Below are 16,800 nucleotides of genomic sequence, written 5' to 3'. Positions count from 1 at the left end.
GATACTTAACCCCACAAAAAAAGGAAGCCTCGGCTTCCTTTTTTCTTTACCCCTGTTTCCTAGAAATCGTAACGCACTCCCACATTAACCCCCCACGGCTGATCCACCTTCTTGCCCTGGGCATGTTCAATATCAGCGTGCAGCTTGACGTTCTTCGACACCGACATCGCCACGCCCGCTGCCACTTCAATACGCGAACCGAACACATCGTTGTTGAAGCGCTGGTCGTTCACCTTGACCTTGTTGCTGTGGTTGAACTCATGGGCCAACGCTGTACGCAGGTAGGGCTGCAGCACCCCGCCGCTCTCCAGCTGGATATTCTTGCCACCTGTCACGCCGAGCTTGCCCACCACGGAGGCGCTGCGATCACCCTTGGCCTGCAGGCCATTGTCCAGCTCGTAACTTTGCGCCTGGATAATCGCTGTGCTCAGTTGCGAGTACGGTTCTACAAAGTAACCATCGTCGAGCTTGATATGCCGGCCGACTTCCGCCGATGCGCTCACGGCATTCTGCGTGTAGTTGCCCTTGGCACGCTTGCCGTCGCTCATGGTCACGTTGACCTCGTTGTGCAAGCGGTTGAGCTTGACCACGCCGTCGAAGTACAGCCCGCTCTCGTCGTCGATCCAGGTGGCATACCCCCCCAGGTAGTAGCTGTTGACCTTGCCGCTGCCGGAAGTGTTGGCGCTGATGTCGGACGTGCTGTGACCCGCCATGACACCGGCCATCCACTGGCCATCTCCGCCCGACAATGGCGCATCGGCACCCAGGCTCAGGCCACGCTGGTTTTGCGTGTAGCCACCACCGTCCTTGTTCCCGGCTACCTCGTATTTGTTGCCGTAGCCACGCATCCAGAACCCGTTGCTCTGGCCGTCGCTGAAACGCAGTTCACCCATGCGGGTACGCAGCAGGGACATCTCGCCGTACAGCACGGTGGGGGCCGTGTTGAACAACGCCATCACGGTTTTGGTGCTGTTGCTGGTGCCACGACGGTTAGGATCGAGGTACCAGTCGGTGTCTTCCTTCTTCAGCCCGTAGGAATAGGCGCCCACATCCACGGTGTCGCCGTCCAGCGAGAAGTGCGCATCGCCACCTTCGGTGTGCACCACACGAATCGGCAAGGCACTCGCCAACTCGGAGCCGGTCGCCGCCAACAGCAGGCTGTGGTTGCCCGTGGCAACCCCGTTGACGTTGAGCAAGTCGGTCTGGCCGGTGCTGAAGTCGGTGTGCATCACATAGCTGCCGTCACCCGACAGGCTGTTGACGTCCAACTGGAAGAACTCATCGGCGCCGCCAAAGTGCACGGTGCCGCCGCCCATGATCAGGTCGCCGACTGAACTGTCATCCACCAGCATCCAGTGGGACGCTGAATTGACGCTCAACTCGGCGACGTTCTGCAGTTTGCCGGTGAGCCAGGAGCCATTGTTGAGCTGCAACCTGGCGGTGCTGCCGTCTTCGACCACCACGTCACCGACCAGGAAGCTGCGGTCGACGTTCATGTTGGCGGTGGCGCCATTCATGACTTCCAGCAGCACACCGTTTGCGCCGGTCAGCGTGGAGCCATTGAGTACATGAATATCAGCAAGGGTGGATTCCCCGGGCCTGAACGAGCCGACCTGAATCGCCGAACCGGTCTTGCCCTCGACGCTCGAGCGGTCGAGGATCAGGCTGCTGGCCAAAGTCGGGTCGTTATCCACGCCCATCTTCACGCCAATGTCTCCACCAACGATGCTGGTATTGAACGCACGGGCCTGGCCATTGAACAGTTCGATACCCACGCCATCATCTGCGGTCGCCTCGACACGCGAATCGGTCAGGTCCAGCACACTGTGGGCACTGGCCGAGGCACCGCGGGTGCTGCCGGTGATGTGACTGTTGACGACCGTGACGCTGGAACCATTGGAGGCGCCCAGGGAACGGGCCGCTGCCAGCCCGGTTCCGTTGTTGTGGGTAACGTTGCTGTTGGTGATCAGCACGTTGCTGCCCGTGACATGAACCCCGGCCCTTCCCGAATCCCGCGCAATGACGTCCGAACCATCGATGCGGATGTCGGAGTTGATTGCGGCAATGTCCCGGGTGCTGCTGCCGGCATTGACAATCAGGGTTGCGGAATTGGCAGTGATTTGCAGGGTGGGCACTCCCAGAACCGTCAGGCGGGAACCTGCACGCAATTCAAAAGTGTCAGGGCGCGGGCCAGGCCCCACCATTTCATCCGGGCCGGTCACGACACGCGCTTCGGACAGCTGCGCCATGAGCATCAGCAGTGTGACGGCCTTGGCCTTGAAGGCAAGGCTTAAGGGAGTTGGTTTGAAATTGAATGGAGCTGACATCTTTACGGACCTCTGGGTTGGCGTTCCTTTACGGAAAAAAAACTGGCCGGTTCCGAAAAGCGTGTGGACCCTGCCAATCAAGCGGCGCCCAAGGTACCCAGAGCTGTTCCCAACATCTGTAGGACTAATCCCAAGGTGCTGTGCTGAAAGTGAATGCAGTTTGTAGTCGACCCAACGACAAAAACGCCAAAGAGGAGCAAGGCTCCTCTTTGGCATTAGGGCTCAAACAAGTATCAAGGAAGCGGGACGGCAGTACCGTCGCAGAAAAAGCCATTCGTTCCACCTATCCGAACCCCGCGAACAAGAGGATGCGCTTCATCGGAAGGTAATGGTCCTTCAGGCAGGTTGATGGTGTACCAGATCCGCGCGGAGCCGGCCAGCCTTGCACCCGAGTGGGGCTGGATGGGTTTGTAGATGGTCTCATAGGGCCCCAGGAGCAACTCGAACCCAGAATTGATCATGGCTTGCGTGAGCGGTATGGAGTCTACACGACCCACTGCTGCCGGGACCGCTACCATTCCTGCATTGTCGCTGTAGCCCTGCCAGTGCAGCGTAACCACCATCCTCAGTTCAAAGTGCTCCGAAGGCGGGATAAACACCACAACGTTTCCGGGAGGATTTTCAGGCCTGAACGTAGTGCAGTTGATCGCGCCTGCGTCCGACAGATGTCGTACCACCGGCGGGGCAAGCTCTTTGAAGTTGGCATTCACCGTCACCGTGGTGTCAGGGGAAAACTGGCGGTTGGTGCTGGCCCCTTGGGCAATGGTGTAGAACACCGTCTTGCGGCCATTGCCATGACGCTCAATGAAGCTCCACGGGATTGAGAGCGGAATCACCTGGCCAGCCGAGGCGCCGGTCACCGGTTGGGTAGCAACGAGTTCGCCCGAATAGTAAAGGCGGATCGTAAAGTCGCTGGCATCCGGTGTGGGTGCCGTACTCCATAACGTTACCCGAGCAATTGCAGGCCGGTTGGCGTGGTCGCGCTCCAGTTCGTCGTCGGGGCCCTCGGTACCGGTTGCGTCCACCCCGTTCACGACTACGGGCAGCAGGTCATCGTTGATCGGGTCCGGGCCAATGGGAGTGGGGCCGACAACAAACAGGTCCAGGTTGACGGTGGTGGTCGGTGTCGCCGGGTTGTTGACAGACCGCCGCCGCACCACATAGGAAACCGTCAACGGCAATAGCCCTCGAGTGGCCCCATACAGGATTTCCAGCACCCTGTACGGAACGTAAACCTCCGCCGGGAAACGGCTGTTGCCCAGTGGCTGGGCCTCCAAGTTAACGGTGGTGATGCTTGTCCTCAATGTGACGAGGAATTCATCTCCATCGACGCCGCGCAGAAAGTTCGTATATTCAGGAATACGCACGATCATGCCGCCGTCCAGCGCAACGTCCGCCCGATCAATCAATACATCGCCGGGGGGTGAGGTTCGGTCAACCAGGGGGGCCAGCAGGTTCTCGGGCGCTGGAAACAGGCCCACGTCCATCTCGTAGGCAGTCGAAAGCCGCGCCCAATTCCCTGCCGCGTCGAACAACTCATACCGCAAATTGCGCAGGCCATCCGGATTGGCGTCAACCACGGATAATGGCAATGGAAAGCTCAGGTCCGCAGGCAGATTCCAGCGTGGCGAAGGATCGGGCGGGTTGGGTGCATAGGGCGTATCGGAGCCATTATAGTAAAGATACGCCCAATCGCCGTCTGCCCGACCATGCGCCACATAATCCGGGATCGTAAACACTGCAGACTCATTGGGCTTGCTTTCAAAGTAGTCGCGGTCGGCAGGTGTCGGCAGGTCGGCAGGCGGAATCGGCGCCGGCGGTGCATCGGGGGAAATGGCATACGGTGGTGTCAGGTCAACGACAATGGTCTGCGGATCTGATTCGGAATAGTTGTCAACGCCACGTACGTTAATTCCGTACTTGATTTGGTACCGCCCCGCGGGCCGCCGACCTTGAGCAATGTTCACCACTGTCTCAGGCCCTGGGGCAACAACGGTGAAATTATAAATGGGCGTGCCCCACTCGGTGTCATCGAAATTTTTCCACCAAACACTGACTTGATCGTCAAGAAACGGATGGGTATCGGCGTCAGGCCATAGTGGAATAGAGAAATTCAAATTCTCACGCAGGTTGTACTCCCGTGAAAGCAATCCAGGGTAGCCAGGCACCTCACCTTCAAGAATACCATCAGCCAAGGCGTCATCACTCGTATTGGCACTTCGATTCTTTGCATAGTTACGGATAAAGTCGAGCGTGTCCTTTTTCATTACGTGTCTCCAGATATTAAGACGAATTACATCTCACCCACACTTCCCTACCATTGACGTAGCCGTTCGCGTCGCGAGACAAAGCGCTTGCACGCCTATCACACGCCGACTATTCCCTGCACAACAACAAATACACCCAGTCCTTTAATCTTTGACCAACGTTGCCTTTCCATCACTGGTGCAACTAATGACATCCCCGGGTTTACAAAACCCACCCGTTGGAAAGGTCAGGTCGACACGGATGTGTCCGCTCCCCTTGACGTCTGGCCGGGAGTCACCCACCTTGCCCAGGTTGCGCCACACTTCGAAACTGGCCACAGCTGAACCGTATTCGCGCATAGGCTCCAAGGTCCGGTCGAACGGTTCCACCACAACTTTAATACCGTTATCAATATGGGGTTGCAGCACTTGGATGGTTTCTTCGTATTCAGTGCCAGCAATAGGATCAACCCAGTTATTACGCGCATAGCCTTGCCAGTGAAAACGCACCTCGTCGTTAAGTTGCAGGCCGATATTGCCCGGAATCAACCAATGCACGCCATATAAAGGCGAAGGCGAAGAACAACAGGTCACATACTCGCTAGTGAGGGTGTGCTGAACTTGCGGAGGAGTAAAATCAATCAGCGCCGTCACATCGACATTCACAAAAGTTGGCGGCGACTGTTGTTCGTTGACCCCATTACTGGTGAGGTAATGGACCGGCAGACGTGGATTGACCGTCCCCTCGATCAGATTCCAGGGAATATCGGTAAACCACACCAACTGCCCTCCTACCTCCCCCAACTGCACGGGATGGCTGGCCACCGGGCCAACACCGTTCCAGAACAGACTGAGCAATTGACCCGCAACCGGATCTGCAAACAAAGGAACATATGCCTGGGCAGCCAGCCCACGATCCAGATGATTGAGCTGATTGGGAGTCTTGGAGCCGCGCCCTATCACCGTGACGCTGGCCAGGGTCGGGTTAAGCAATGCGGGCGCATTGGGATGGTCCTGGCCGGCAATCGTCAGGTCGACATTGAACCGTTCCGATAAGGAACGAAATGGAGGCAGGGCTCCGCGAATGATTTCGTAGCGCACCACCGCCGCTTCGGGAATCAGTACAGGCGCAGGCCCCCTGAGGGTCAGCCATGGAATTTCCACATCACAAGGGAAGCTCAGTACTGGCTGCGGGACTGTCGGACGGGCATTCCAGTAGGCGATTACCTGGTCCCCCGGCGCCCAATCGTCGTAGGCGGGGTCAATGCGCATGAACACGCCACGACGTGCATCATCGCGCTTGATCAGGCCGTCGTCGTATGCCGGTGGCCGAATTTGCGGACGCGGCAAGTTGCTCGGCAACGGCGTCAGTGCCAGCTGAAACAGCAGTCCGGCACTCTGGCTGCTGAAATTGCCTGCCTCGTCAAAAATGCGGTAGAAAATATAGGCGTCACCGTTGTTCAACCTGCGAAAAATATCGGGGTCCACGTAAGCAACCAGCGGGTCTGAGGCTAACGCGATCACGTACTCGGCGTCCGCCGCGCTTAGCGGCGGGTTATCCCGGTTGGACAGGTAGAATTCAATCCGGTCCCTGTCCGCGCGCACGGTGTAGAACGGAATATTGAACGCCACCGGCACGTTATCGAGCAGGTATTGCTCATCGACGTTCGGGGTCGGGGCAACTACAAAATCCACAGTATCCAGAGGGTTCAGTAACTCAGGCGAGTCCAGATCGATGGTGAGTGTTCTCCTGGGATTCAGCACACTGACGCCGCCAAAGGAGTCCTGAACCGTGTAGTAGAGTTGCGCGATGCCGGAGCCCTCATCAGTCAATCGTGACAGGGGCACCTCCAGTGAGATCATCGCAGGCAAAGGGGGTGGCGGGCCAAACACCTGCCGCGAATCAACCTCCTCATCGACACCCGCCCACACCCAGCGGAGGCGCACGATGTGCGGCTCATCCAGCAGCGGCTCAGGTCGCGGGTTCCACATCGGAATGTTGACCTGCAGCGGGCCCTGCAGGCGCGAGCGCGGGATCACGCCCCGGGGGTCACCACTGTCGACGCCGGGTATGTCCATCGGGTCCAGCAACACAGTGCCCCCGTCGTCCGCGCCCAAGGGTTTGATCAGGTAAGTGGATTCAGAGACGTCAGACATGGGTTTAATCCTCAACACGGTGGACAGTGGCCTGCCGGCAGGCGGCGTGTGTATACCAAGTGGCGTTGAGAGAATTAAGCGCCCGATTCCTCCGGCCGGATACTGTCAGAATTAACAGGTAGCCCCCTCCATTCGTCGCTTTTTGCTCGGCCTTGCTGCCAGGGCGGTTACTGAGCAGCGCTTGACGAAATTTCCTACTTGGTGTTTCCTGAAACCGGTTTCAGCAATTGGTTTCGCCTTGGAACCCAGATAAATCCAATAAGAAAGGCCCGCCGCCGTGACTACTTTTTCCGCCGCCCAACGCAGCCGCGTGACCATGCTGGACGTCGCCGAGCGCGCCGGTGTGTCCAAGGCCAGCGTGTCGCGCTTTATCGGCGACGACCGTGCCCTGCTCTCCGATGCCATCGCCCTGCGCATCGAGCAGGCCATCGATGAGCTGGGCTATCGCCCCAACCAGATGGCCCGCGGCCTGAAACGCGGGCGCACCCGCCTGATCGGCATGCTGGTAGCCGATATCCGCAACCCCTATTCGATTGCCGTGATGCATGGCGTGGAAACCGCCTGCCGCCAGCACGGCTACAGCCTGGTGGTGTGCAACACCGACCGCGATGACGAGCAGGAGCGCCAGCACCTGGCGGCCCTGCGTGCCTACAATATCGAAGGGCTGATCGTGAATACCCTCGGCCATCACCTGGACCAATTGCTGGAACTGCAACGGGAAATGCCCCTGGTGCTGGTGGACCGCAAGGTCGAACCGCTGCACAGCGACCTGGTAGGGCTGGACAACCGGGTGGCGGTGCGCATGGCCGTGGAGCATCTGGAACAGCAAGGCTATCGCGACCTGCTGTTGGTGACTGAAGCCACCGACGGCACCAGCTCGCGGCTTGAGCGCCTGGACAGTTTCAAGGCGGAGATGACCAACCGTCCGACGTTGACCGGCGCCGTACTCGAGTTGGACGGCGAACTGGAACAGCGTCTGCAAAAGTTTCTAGACAAATCCGGCCCCAAGGCGTTGTTCTGCGCCAACGGAATCGCGGCACTGGCGTGTACCCGTGCATTGAAAAATCTAGGCTGCGACCTGTTTGATGACGTGGGCCTGATCGCCCTGGATGACCTCGACTGGTACCCGCTGGTGGGCAACGGCATCACCGCCCTCGCCCAGCCCACCGAGGCCATTGGCGCCAGTGCGTTTGACTGTTTACTCAAGCGTTTGCGCGGCGATAGCCAGCCCCCACGCACCCTGGACTTCTTGCCACAACTGATTATCCGGGGCTCGACCCAATCCCTTGTGGGAGCTGGCTTGCCTGCGATAACGGTTTCTCCGGCGAAGCAGTAGGCGGCTGACCGCCGCCATCGCAGGCAAGCCAGCTCCCACACGTTTATTTTGCGAATAAAAATGAAACCGGTTTCAGAGGTCCACAACAATGCATAAATACCCCGTCTCCATCAGCCTTTCCAGTTACGGCGCCGACCTGGTCCGCCAGCAAGGCCAGTTGAGTTTCGTCGAGGTGCTGGCTGCCGCCGGCGCGCAACGCATCGAATGGCGCGAAGAGCTGCTGACCACCGAACAACCCCATGAGCTGGCGCAAGCTGCAGCCGATCAAGGCCTGGAGTGCGTGTTCTCATCGCCCCTGGAACTCTGGGTGGCCGGTCGCTCGCAGCCCAATGCCGAACTGGCCGCCACCCTCGACCGCGCCCAGGCATTCGGCGCCCGCTGGCTGAAAGTCTCCCTGGGCTATTTCACCGACACCAACGACCTCGACAGCTTGAGCGCCCTGCTCAACCGGCATCCGGTCAAGCTGCTGGTGGAAAACGACCAGACCCTGCACGGCGGGCGCATCGAGCCGATGCAGCGCTTTTTCAACGAAATCGAGCGGTTGGCGGTGCCGGTGAAAATGACCTTCGATATCGGCAACTGGCAATGGCAGGACCAATCGGCGACCACCGCCGCGCGCCTGCTGGGCCGGCATGTGGACTACCTGCACTGCAAGGCCGTGGCCCGCCGCGCCGACGGCAAGCTGGTGGCCCTGCCGCCGGGCGCCGCCGACCTGCATCTGTGGGAACAACTGCTCAAGCACATGACTCAAGGTATTACCCGGGCCGTGGAATTTCCGCTGCAAGGCAATGACCTGGTGCAGGTCACCGCCCAGCAGGTCGCCGCCCTCGCCGTCCTCGGCCAGCCACGCGTGGAGAACGCACATGTCTGAGATCGATATCCTGTCGTTTGGTGAAACCATGGCGATGTTTGTCGCCGAACAGACCGGCGACCTGGCCCAGGTTGCCCAGTTTCACAAGCGCATTGCCGGCGCCGACAGCAACGTCGCCATCGGCCTGTCACGCCTGGGCTTCAACGTCGCATGGCTGAGCCGCGTGGGTGCCGATTCCCTCGGGCGCTTCGTGGTGGACACCTTGCAGAACGAAGGCCTGGACTGCACCCATGTGGCGGTGGACCCGCTGCACCCCACGGGCTTTCAACTCAAGTCCCGCGAGGAAGCCGGCGATGATCCGCAGGTGGAGTACTTCCGCCGTGGCTCGGCCGCCAGCCATCTGTCGGTCGAGGCGATCAAGCCTGAGCTGTTGCAAGCCCGGCACCTGCACGCCACCGGCATTCCGCCGGCGCTGTCGGACGCCACCCGCGACCTGTCGCGCCAGTTGATGACGCAAATGCGCGAGGCCGGGCGCAGCGTGTCCTTCGACCCGAACTTGCGCCCGTCCCTGTGGGCGAACGAGCAACGCATGATCAGCGAAATCAACGCCCTCGCCTGCCTGGCGGACTGGGTGTTGCCGGGCTTGGGCGAAGGCCGCTTGCTCACCGGTTTTGAAGACCCGGCCGACATCGCCGCGTTTTACCTGGACCAGGGCGTGGAAGCCGTGGCCATCAAGCTCGGGCCCCACGGCGCGTATTACCGCACCCAGCTGGACCAGGGGTTTGTCGCCGCCGTGCCAGTGGCCAAGGTGGTCGACACGGTCGGCGCCGGCGATGGATTTGCCGTGGGCATGATCAGCGCGCTCCTGGAAAACCTGAGCTTCAGCGAAGCCGTGCAGCGCGGCAACTGGATCGGCAGCCGCGCGGTGCAGAGCCGTGGCGACATGGAAGGCTTGCCGTTCAGGACCGATCTGCCCCACACCCAGAAAGCCGGTTAATCAGCATCACCGAGTTACCTGTTGCCACAACTACAACAAGCTCAGGAGCAACCTTATGGAACCGTTGAAACTCGCCACCCGCCGTTGGTGGTACATCATGCCCATCGTGTTTATCACCTACAGCCTGGCGTACCTGGACCGCGCCAACTACGGCTTTGCCGCCGCCTCCGGGATGGCCGAAGACCTGATGATCACTCCGGGCATGTCGTCATTGCTCGGCGCGCTGTTCTTCCTCGGCTACTTTTTCTTCCAGGTGCCCGGTGCGATCTACGCGCAGAAACGCAGCGTGAAGAAGCTGATTTTCGTCAGCCTGATCCTGTGGGGCGGCCTGGCTACCCTGACCGGCATGGTGTCCAACGCCTACATGCTGATCGTGATCCGCTTCATGCTCGGGGTGGTCGAAGCCGCCGTGATGCCGGCGATGCTGGTGTATCTGTGTCACTGGTTCACCCGCGCGGAACGCTCGCGAGCCAACACCTTCCTGATCCTCGGCAACCCGGTGACCATGATGTGGATGTCGGTGGTCTCGGGCTACCTGGTGCAGCATTTCAGCTGGCGCTGGATGTTTATCATCGAAGGTTTGCCGGCGGTGCTGTGGGCGTTTATCTGGTGGAAGCTGGCGGATGAAAAACCCGCAGACGCCAAATGGCTGAGCGCCCAGCATAAAAAAGACCTGGAAACAGCCCTCGCCGAAGAACAAGTGGGCATCAAGGCGGTAAAGAACTACGCCGAGGCCTTTCGCTCACCCAAGGTGATCATCCTGGCGCTGCAGTTTTTCTGCTGGAGCATTGGCGTGTATGGCTTCGTGCTGTGGCTGCCGTCGATCCTCAAGGCCGGCCTGAAAATGGACATGGTCGAGGCTGGCTGGCTGTCGGCGCTGCCGTACCTGGCGGCGGTGATCGGCATGCTGGCGGTGTCCTGGGGCTCGGACAAACTGCAAAAACGTAAACGTTTTGTGTGGCCACCGTTGCTGATCGCCTCCATCGCGTTTTATGCGTCCTACGTGCTCGGCGCCGAACACTTCTGGTGGTCGTACACCCTGCTGGTGATCGCCGGGGCCTGTATGTACGCGCCTTACGGGCCGTTTTTCGCAATCGTCCCCGAGATCCTTCCGGCCAACGTCGCCGGCGGCGCCATGGCGCTGATCAACAGCATGGGCGCCCTCGGTTCGTTCGGCGGTTCGTACCTGGTGGGCTACCTCAACAGCAGCACCGGATCGCCCGGCGCCTCGTACTTGCTGATGAGCGGTGCGCTGCTGGTGTCGGTGGTGTTGACGATCTTTCTCAAGCCCGGCGCCAGTGACCGCGAACGCGCCCCGCTGCAATCCCTTGAATTGAAGGTAAAGACCTGATGAAAAAGTCTGTCGTGCTCTACAAGAAACTCTCTGCACCGCTGATGGCCCGCCTGCATGAACAGGCCGAGTTCACGCTTATTGAATCGCTGGATGAAAGCGGCCTGGCCAAACTGCGTGAAGCCTTGCCGACGGCCCAGGGCTTGCTCGGTGCCAGCCTGCGCCTGGATGCCAAACTGCTGGATCTGGCGCCAAACCTTGAGGCCGTGGCCAGCGTGTCGGTCGGTGTCGACAACTACGACATTGACTACCTGACCGCGCGCGGCATCCTGCTCAGCAATACCCCCGACGTGCTGACCGAAACCACCGCCGATACCGGCTTCGCCCTGATCCTGGCGACCGCCCGGCGAGTGGTGGAGCTGTCCAATATGGTGCGCGCCGGCAACTGGAACCAGAACATCGGCCCGCTGCATTTCGGCAGCGACGTGCATGGCAAGACCCTGGGCATTATCGGCATGGGCCGGATTGGTGAAGCATTGGCCCAGCGTGGGCACTTCGGGTTCGGCATGCCGGTGATCTACCACAGCCACTCGCCAAAACCTGCAGTGGAGGCGCGGTTTGACGCGCGATACCGCAGCCTGCCGGACCTGCTCCGGGAAGCCGACTTTGTGTGCCTGACCTTGCCGCTGACGGCTGAAACCGAAGGTTTGATTGGCGCTGAAGAGTTCGCGTTGATGGGCCCGGAGACGATCTTTATCAACATCTCCCGAGGCAAGGTGGTGGACGAGCCGGCGCTGATTGAGGCGTTGCAACAGCGCACGATTCGTGCGGCGGGGCTGGATGTGTTTGTGCGGGAGCCACTGCAGCATGACTCGCCGTTGTTGCGTTTGAACAATGTGGTGGCGACGCCGCATATCGGTTCAGCGACTCATGAGACGCGGGAGGCGATGGCCAAGTGTGCGGTGGACAATCTGCTGGCGGCGCTGGCCGGTGAAAAGCCGAAGAACCTGGTGAACCCAGCCGCCTGGAAACACTGATTCCTGAAGCACCACAGAAGCCAATGTGGGAGCGGCGGTGCGACGATTCGACTTGCTCGCGAAGGCGGTGTGTCAGCCACCGAATGCATCAACTGATACACCGCTTTCGCGAGCAAGCCCGCTCCCACATTTTTTTGATCGCATTTCAGATCAGATGACGAATCTGGCCACCATCCCGTTCAAATCCACCGCCAGGCGCGACAATTCGTGACTGGCGGCTGAGGTCTGGTTGGCGCCCGCCGCCGACTGCGTCGCCAAGTCGCGGATGTTCACCAGGTTGCGATCCACTTCGCGGGACACCTGAGCCTGTTCTTCCGACGCACTGGCGATCACCAGGTTGCGCTCGTTGATCAGGCTGATGGACTGGGTGATCTGCTCCAGGGCCACACCGGCAGCCCGCGCCATTTCCAGGGTGCTTTGGGTGCGCTGGTTGCTCTGCTGCATGGACTGCACCGCTTCACCCGTACCGCTCTGGATGCCGGCGACCATTTTCTCGATTTCCTGGGTCGATTGCGCCGTGCGATGGGCCAGGGCCCGCACTTCGTCCGCCACCACCGCAAAACCACGCCCGGCTTCACCGGCACGCGCCGCTTCAATCGCCGCGTTGAGTGCCAGCAGGTTGGTCTGCTCGGCAATCGCGCGAATCACGTCCAGCACCTTGCCAATGTCACGGCCCTGGGTGGCCAGGCCTTCGATCAGCACCGAGGTGTTTTGCACGTCCTGGGTCATGGTCTGGATCGCGCCGACGGTTTCCACCACTCGGTCGCGCCCTTCCCGCGCAGCCTGGTTGGACTGGCTGGACGCCTCGGAGGTGGACACCGCGTTGCGCGCCACTTCTTCCACGGCGGCCGTCATTTCGTTGACCGCGGTGGCGGCCTGGTCGATTTCGTTGTTTTGCTGTTGCAGGCCCTTGGAGGCTTCTTCGGTGACGGCGCTGAGCTCTTCAGCGGCGGAGGCCAACTGCGTGGCTGAGCCGGCGATGTGCTGGATGGTCTGGCGCAGGTTGTTCTGCATCGCGGCCAAGGCGCCGATCAGGCGGGCCGGTTCGTCCTTGCCGTCGTCTTCGATCGCTTTGCTCAGGTTACCGCCAGCGATGGTTTCAGCAACCTCCAGCGCTTTGCGCAAGGGCGTCACGATACTGCGCGTCAGCAGCCAGGCCAGCAGTACGGTCATCAACGCAGCAATCACGGAGACTGCGATGATGCCAGTGATTGCATCCTGATAACTTTGCCCGGCCTCGGTGTCGGCCTGCTTCGCGTCAGCAGCGTTGATGGCGATCAGTTTATTCAACTGCTCGCCCATCTGGTCGGTGCCGTCCTTGATACGGCTATTGATCAAGGCACGCATCTCTTCGACCTTGTTCTGCTGTGAAAGGGCAACCATCTCGGCCTGGGCCTTCAGATAATTGTCGAGCGTGAGGGAGAACGTTTTGTACAGCGCCGCTTCTTCGTTCCCGGCTGGCATGCCTGCATAAGCGGCCTGTGCCGTCTTGACCTTGTCCACCAGCACACCCATGCGGGTTTGAGCCTCATCCAGAGCCGCCGGCTCACGGTTTACCAGCACACGAAAAGAGAGAATCCGCAGGCGCAGGACGTTTTCGGTCATGGTCGCCAGATACCCGACGCTGGGCAGTTGGTTGGAGCCCATGTCGACCGATGCCTGACGAATCAGGGTCATGCGGTTCGCCGCAAACACCCCAAGAATAACGACAAGCAACGCGATGAAGGCGAAACCGAGAAAAGCTCGAGGTGCGATATTCAGGTTACGAAGGGACATAGGGGGCGCTCTTAGAAGTAGTGGCTGCGAGCATCCCTGCCGCGACACGGTCAGTGGGCGTCAACGCGCCGCTCTGACCGGCTGGCGCCACTGTTGTAATAGGTATGTGGGCCTATAAACGGTATCGGCCGGCTTGAGGATTTAATGGGGGATGTTTCGAAATATTTTTTCACACTTCTGACAACTGGCACTTTCTGGCATCCTGCGCCTCCTTTTTCCTACCCGGGCCCGTATTTTGTCTGACACTCAAACCCCTCGCCCCCGTTATAAATCCGACCTGATCTACGGCCTCGACGACCGTCCGCACTTCAGCGCGGCGATATTTGCCGCCCTGCAGCACGTGCTGGCCAGCTTTGTCGGGATCATCACCCCGACGCTGATCGTCGGCGGCGTGCTGGGCCTGGAAAGCGAAGTGCCGTACCTGGTCAGCATGGCGTTGTTTGTGTCCGGGCTCGGCACCTTTGTGCAGGCCCGCAAGTTCGGCCCGGTGGGTTCGGGCCTGCTGTGCCTGCAAGGCACCAGTTTTTCGTTTATCAGCGTGATCCTCAGTGCCGGCTTCATGGTCAAGGCCCGGGGCGGCGGCACCGATGAGATCCTGTCGACGATCTTCGGCATCTGCTTTTTCGCGGCGTTTATCGAAGTGGTGCTCAGCCAGTTCATCGGCAAGCTGCGCAAGCTGATCACCCCGGTGGTCACCGGCACCATCATTACCTTGATGGGGTTGTCGCTGATCAAGGTAGCCGTCACCGACATGGCCGGCGGTTATGGCGCCAGCGACCTGGGCGCCGCCGGCAACATGGGCCTGGCGGCCCTGGTGCTGCTGACCATCGTGGTGCTCAACCGCTTCAACAACGCGTTCCTGCGCCTGGGTTCGATCGTGATCGGCCTGACCCTGGGTTTTGTGGTGGCCTGGTGGATGGGCCGCGTCGACCTGGGCGCCCTGCCCCAGTTGCCACTGATCAGCGTACCGGTGCCGTTCAAGTACGGTTTTTCGTTCGACTGGGTGGCGTTTATCCCGGTGGCGGTGATCTTCCTGATTTCGCCCCTGGAAGCCGCCGGTGACCTGACCGCCAACTCGATGATCTCGCAACAGCCGGTCAAGGGCCCGCTGTACATCAAGCGCATCAAGTCCGGCCTGCTGGCCGACGGCCTCAACTCGGTGATGGCGGCCACCTTCAACAGCTTGCCGATGGTGACCTTCGCCCAGAACAACGGGGTGATCCAGTTGACCGGCGTGGCCAGCCGTTATGTGGCGTACTTCATTGCCGGGCTGCTGGTGCTGCTGGGGCTGTTCCCGATGATCGGCGCGGTGTTGCAACTGATGCCCAAGCCGGTACTCGGTGGCGCCACGTTGATCATGTTCGGCACCGTGGCCGTGGCCGGGATCAAGATCCTCGCCGAAGCCGGGCTGCACCGGCGCAATGTGCTGATCGTGGCGATCTCCCTGGGCATGGGCCTGGGTGTGGCAGCAGTGCCGGAAGTACTGCGCGAGCTGCCCAAGGCACTGCACAACATCTTCGAGTCGCCGATCACCGTGGGGGCGTTCTGCGCTATCGTGCTGAACATCTTCCTGCCTGAGGAGTTCATAGAACTGGAAGAAGATGAATTTGATCCGGAAGCCTCCACCCTCAAAGTGATGCAGGACCCGGACGTCACGAAATAGGAGAACCCGTTTTATGCGCAAGCTCATGGTTTTGTCACTGCTGCTACTCACCCTGAGCGCGTGCGCGCTGTTTCCCAATCGCGACCCGGTGAACATCAACGTGGTGGGCATCGAGCCGCTGCAGAGCCAGGACCTGGAAGTGCGTTTCGCGGTGAAGCTGCGGATACAAAATCCGAATGAAACAGCCATCGACTACAGCGGCGTGGCCCTGGACCTGGAGGTCAATGGCCGGCCGCTGGCGTCCGGGGTGAGTGACCAGGGTGGCTCGATCCCACGCTTTTCGGAGACGGTGCTGACGGTGCCGGTGAGCGTTTCGGCGTTTTCCGTGTTGCGCCAGACCCTTGGCTTGAGCCAGACCCAGAGTTTGAATAACCTGCCGTACGTGTTGCGCGGGAAACTCGCAGGTGGCCTGTTTGGCACCATGCGTTTTGTGGATCGCGGGACCCTGGACTTTCCCAACACTGCCACATGGTAACGACATGGATGCGCAACCTACGCTGTATACCGAACGGCTGATCCTGCGGCCGTTGACGCTGGAGGATGCCGAGGGTGTCCAGCAGCAATTTCCGCACTGGGAAGTGGTGCGTTACCTGAATGCCCTGGTGCCCTGGCCGTACCCGGCGGACGGTGCGCGCAGCTATCTGGAGCAGGTTGCATTGCCGGCGATGGCTCGGGGTGAGGAGTGGCATTGGTCGATCCGCCTGAAAAGCGCGCCTGGGGTGTTGATTGGTAATGTCAGCCTGATGGATGAGGTGGACAACAACCGCGGCTTTTGGCTGGCGCCGCAGTGGCAGGGCCAGGGGTTGATGGCCGAGGCCAGTGCGGCGGTGACTGAGTATTGGTTTGAGGTGCTGGAGCGGCCTGTGATGCGCGTGCCCAAGGCGGCGCCGAACGTGGCGTCTCGCAGGATTTCCGAGCGGACGGGGATGCGGTTGGTCAGGACCGATGAGGGGCAGTTTGTCGCGGGGAGTTTGCCCAAGGATATCTGGGAGATTACCCGGGAGGAATGGCTGGGGAGTCGGCGGGGCTGAGGTGGGTTTTGGGTGTATATCCGTTATTTGGGTGATGGCTGAGATTGGTTCCGCTCTTACAGCGGCTCACTTTTGAAGAGCGCAAAAGTAAGCAAAACGCTCTTGCCCCACCACTCGGCACCTCGCCT

General features: G+C 60.3%; 12 protein-coding genes. 8 read left to right on the top strand and 4 right to left on the bottom strand.

Going from position 1 to position 16,800, the window contains the following annotated elements; translation table 11 throughout:
* Positions 1-59 precede the first annotated feature (59 nt).
* The 3 genes from HX817_RS02880 to HX817_RS02870 all read right to left on the bottom strand — a co-directional run bounded on the left by HX817_RS02880 (position 60) and on the right by HX817_RS02870 (position 6,730).
* On the bottom strand, positions 60-2,327 hold the full coding sequence (locus HX817_RS02880; protein WP_177039750.1) for an autotransporter outer membrane beta-barrel domain-containing protein: 2,268 nt from the start codon (positions 2,325-2,327) through the stop codon (positions 60-62).
* Positions 2,328-2,560: 233 nt separating this feature from the next.
* Positions 2,561-4,594 (bottom strand): hypothetical protein, encoded by a 2,034-nt coding sequence (locus HX817_RS02875; RefSeq protein ID WP_177039749.1) that lies wholly within the window; start codon positions 4,592-4,594, stop codon positions 2,561-2,563.
* 144 nt (positions 4,595-4,738) lie between these two features.
* Positions 4,739-6,730 carry a hypothetical protein gene (locus HX817_RS02870; RefSeq protein ID WP_177039748.1) on the bottom strand — a complete coding sequence of 664 codons (1,992 nt, stop codon included), beginning with the start codon at positions 6,728-6,730 and terminating at the stop codon, positions 4,739-4,741.
* A 277-nt stretch (positions 6,731-7,007) separates the two neighbouring features.
* On the opposite strand from HX817_RS02870, the gene HX817_RS02865 reads away from it, so the two are divergent.
* The 5 genes from HX817_RS02865 to HX817_RS02845 all read left to right on the top strand — a co-directional run bounded on the left by HX817_RS02865 (position 7,008) and on the right by HX817_RS02845 (position 12,202).
* Positions 7,008-8,066, top strand: a complete 1,059-nt coding sequence (locus tag HX817_RS02865; RefSeq protein WP_177039747.1) for a LacI family DNA-binding transcriptional regulator — start codon at positions 7,008-7,010, stop codon at positions 8,064-8,066.
* A gap of 88 nt (positions 8,067-8,154) precedes the next feature.
* Entirely contained in the window at positions 8,155-8,937 is a 783-nt protein-coding gene (locus HX817_RS02860; RefSeq protein WP_087694384.1) for a sugar phosphate isomerase/epimerase, read from the top strand.
* Entirely contained in the window at positions 8,930-9,874 is a 945-nt protein-coding gene (locus HX817_RS02855) for a sugar kinase (RefSeq protein WP_003214077.1), read from the top strand. Before HX817_RS02860 ends, HX817_RS02855 begins: the two co-directional genes overlap by 8 nt.
* A gap of 55 nt (positions 9,875-9,929) precedes the next feature.
* A complete protein-coding gene (locus HX817_RS02850; RefSeq protein WP_003214078.1) occupies positions 9,930-11,225 on the top strand; it encodes an MFS transporter in 1,296 nt (431 codons plus the stop codon).
* A complete protein-coding gene (locus HX817_RS02845; protein WP_177039746.1) occupies positions 11,225-12,202 on the top strand; it encodes a D-glycerate dehydrogenase in 978 nt (325 codons plus the stop codon). The genes HX817_RS02850 and HX817_RS02845 overlap by 1 nt, the downstream gene beginning before the upstream one ends.
* Positions 12,203-12,352: 150 nt before the next feature.
* Here HX817_RS02845 and HX817_RS02840 read toward each other — a convergent pair whose 3' ends face one another.
* Entirely contained in the window at positions 12,353-13,978 is a 1,626-nt protein-coding gene (locus HX817_RS02840; RefSeq protein ID WP_177039745.1) for a methyl-accepting chemotaxis protein, read from the bottom strand.
* A 235-nt stretch (positions 13,979-14,213) separates the two neighbouring features.
* Here HX817_RS02840 and HX817_RS02835 point away from each other — a divergent pair, with 235 nt between their 5' ends.
* The 3 genes from HX817_RS02835 to HX817_RS02825 are packed head-to-tail and all read left to right on the top strand — an operon-like array spanning position 14,214 to position 16,672.
* Positions 14,214-15,641: a nucleobase:cation symporter-2 family protein gene (locus HX817_RS02835; protein WP_003214084.1), complete on the top strand. Its 1,428-nt coding sequence runs from the start codon at positions 14,214-14,216 to the stop codon at positions 15,639-15,641.
* 13 nt (positions 15,642-15,654) lie between these two features.
* The gene (locus HX817_RS02830; protein WP_003214086.1) at positions 15,655-16,116 is read left to right on the top strand and encodes an LEA type 2 family protein; all 462 of its coding nucleotides are present in this window, start codon (positions 15,655-15,657) and stop codon (positions 16,114-16,116) included.
* Positions 16,117-16,120: 4 nt separating this feature from the next.
* A complete protein-coding gene (locus HX817_RS02825; protein WP_087694381.1) occupies positions 16,121-16,672 on the top strand; it encodes a GNAT family N-acetyltransferase in 552 nt (183 codons plus the stop codon).
* Positions 16,673-16,800: the final 128 nt, after the last annotated feature.

It is taken from the genome of Pseudomonas sp. C6002 (genome assembly GCF_013385805.1).
Classification (GTDB): domain Bacteria; phylum Pseudomonadota; class Gammaproteobacteria; order Pseudomonadales; family Pseudomonadaceae; genus Aquipseudomonas.
This window is presented reverse-complemented; position numbering and strand designations above follow the sequence as displayed.

Coding starts and splice junctions, on each gene's coding strand:
- HX817_RS02880 (WP_177039750.1), bottom strand. CDS start 2,327: ATGTCAGCTCCATTCAATTTCAAACCAACTCCCTTAAGCCTTGCCTTC.
- HX817_RS02875 (WP_177039749.1), bottom strand. CDS start 4,594: ATGAAAAAGGACACGCTCGACTTTATCCGTAACTATGCAAAGAATCGA.
- HX817_RS02870 (WP_177039748.1), bottom strand. CDS start 6,730: ATGTCTGACGTCTCTGAATCCACTTACCTGATCAAACCCTTGGGCGCG.
- HX817_RS02860 (WP_087694384.1), top strand. CDS start 8,155: ATGCATAAATACCCCGTCTCCATCAGCCTTTCCAGTTACGGCGCCGAC.
- HX817_RS02855 (WP_003214077.1), top strand. CDS start 8,930: ATGTCTGAGATCGATATCCTGTCGTTTGGTGAAACCATGGCGATGTTT.
- HX817_RS02850 (WP_003214078.1), top strand. CDS start 9,930: ATGGAACCGTTGAAACTCGCCACCCGCCGTTGGTGGTACATCATGCCC.
- HX817_RS02845 (WP_177039746.1), top strand. CDS start 11,225: ATGAAAAAGTCTGTCGTGCTCTACAAGAAACTCTCTGCACCGCTGATG.
- HX817_RS02840 (WP_177039745.1), bottom strand. CDS start 13,978: ATGTCCCTTCGTAACCTGAATATCGCACCTCGAGCTTTTCTCGGTTTC.
- HX817_RS02830 (WP_003214086.1), top strand. CDS start 15,655: ATGCGCAAGCTCATGGTTTTGTCACTGCTGCTACTCACCCTGAGCGCG.
- HX817_RS02825 (WP_087694381.1), top strand. CDS start 16,121: ATGGATGCGCAACCTACGCTGTATACCGAACGGCTGATCCTGCGGCCG.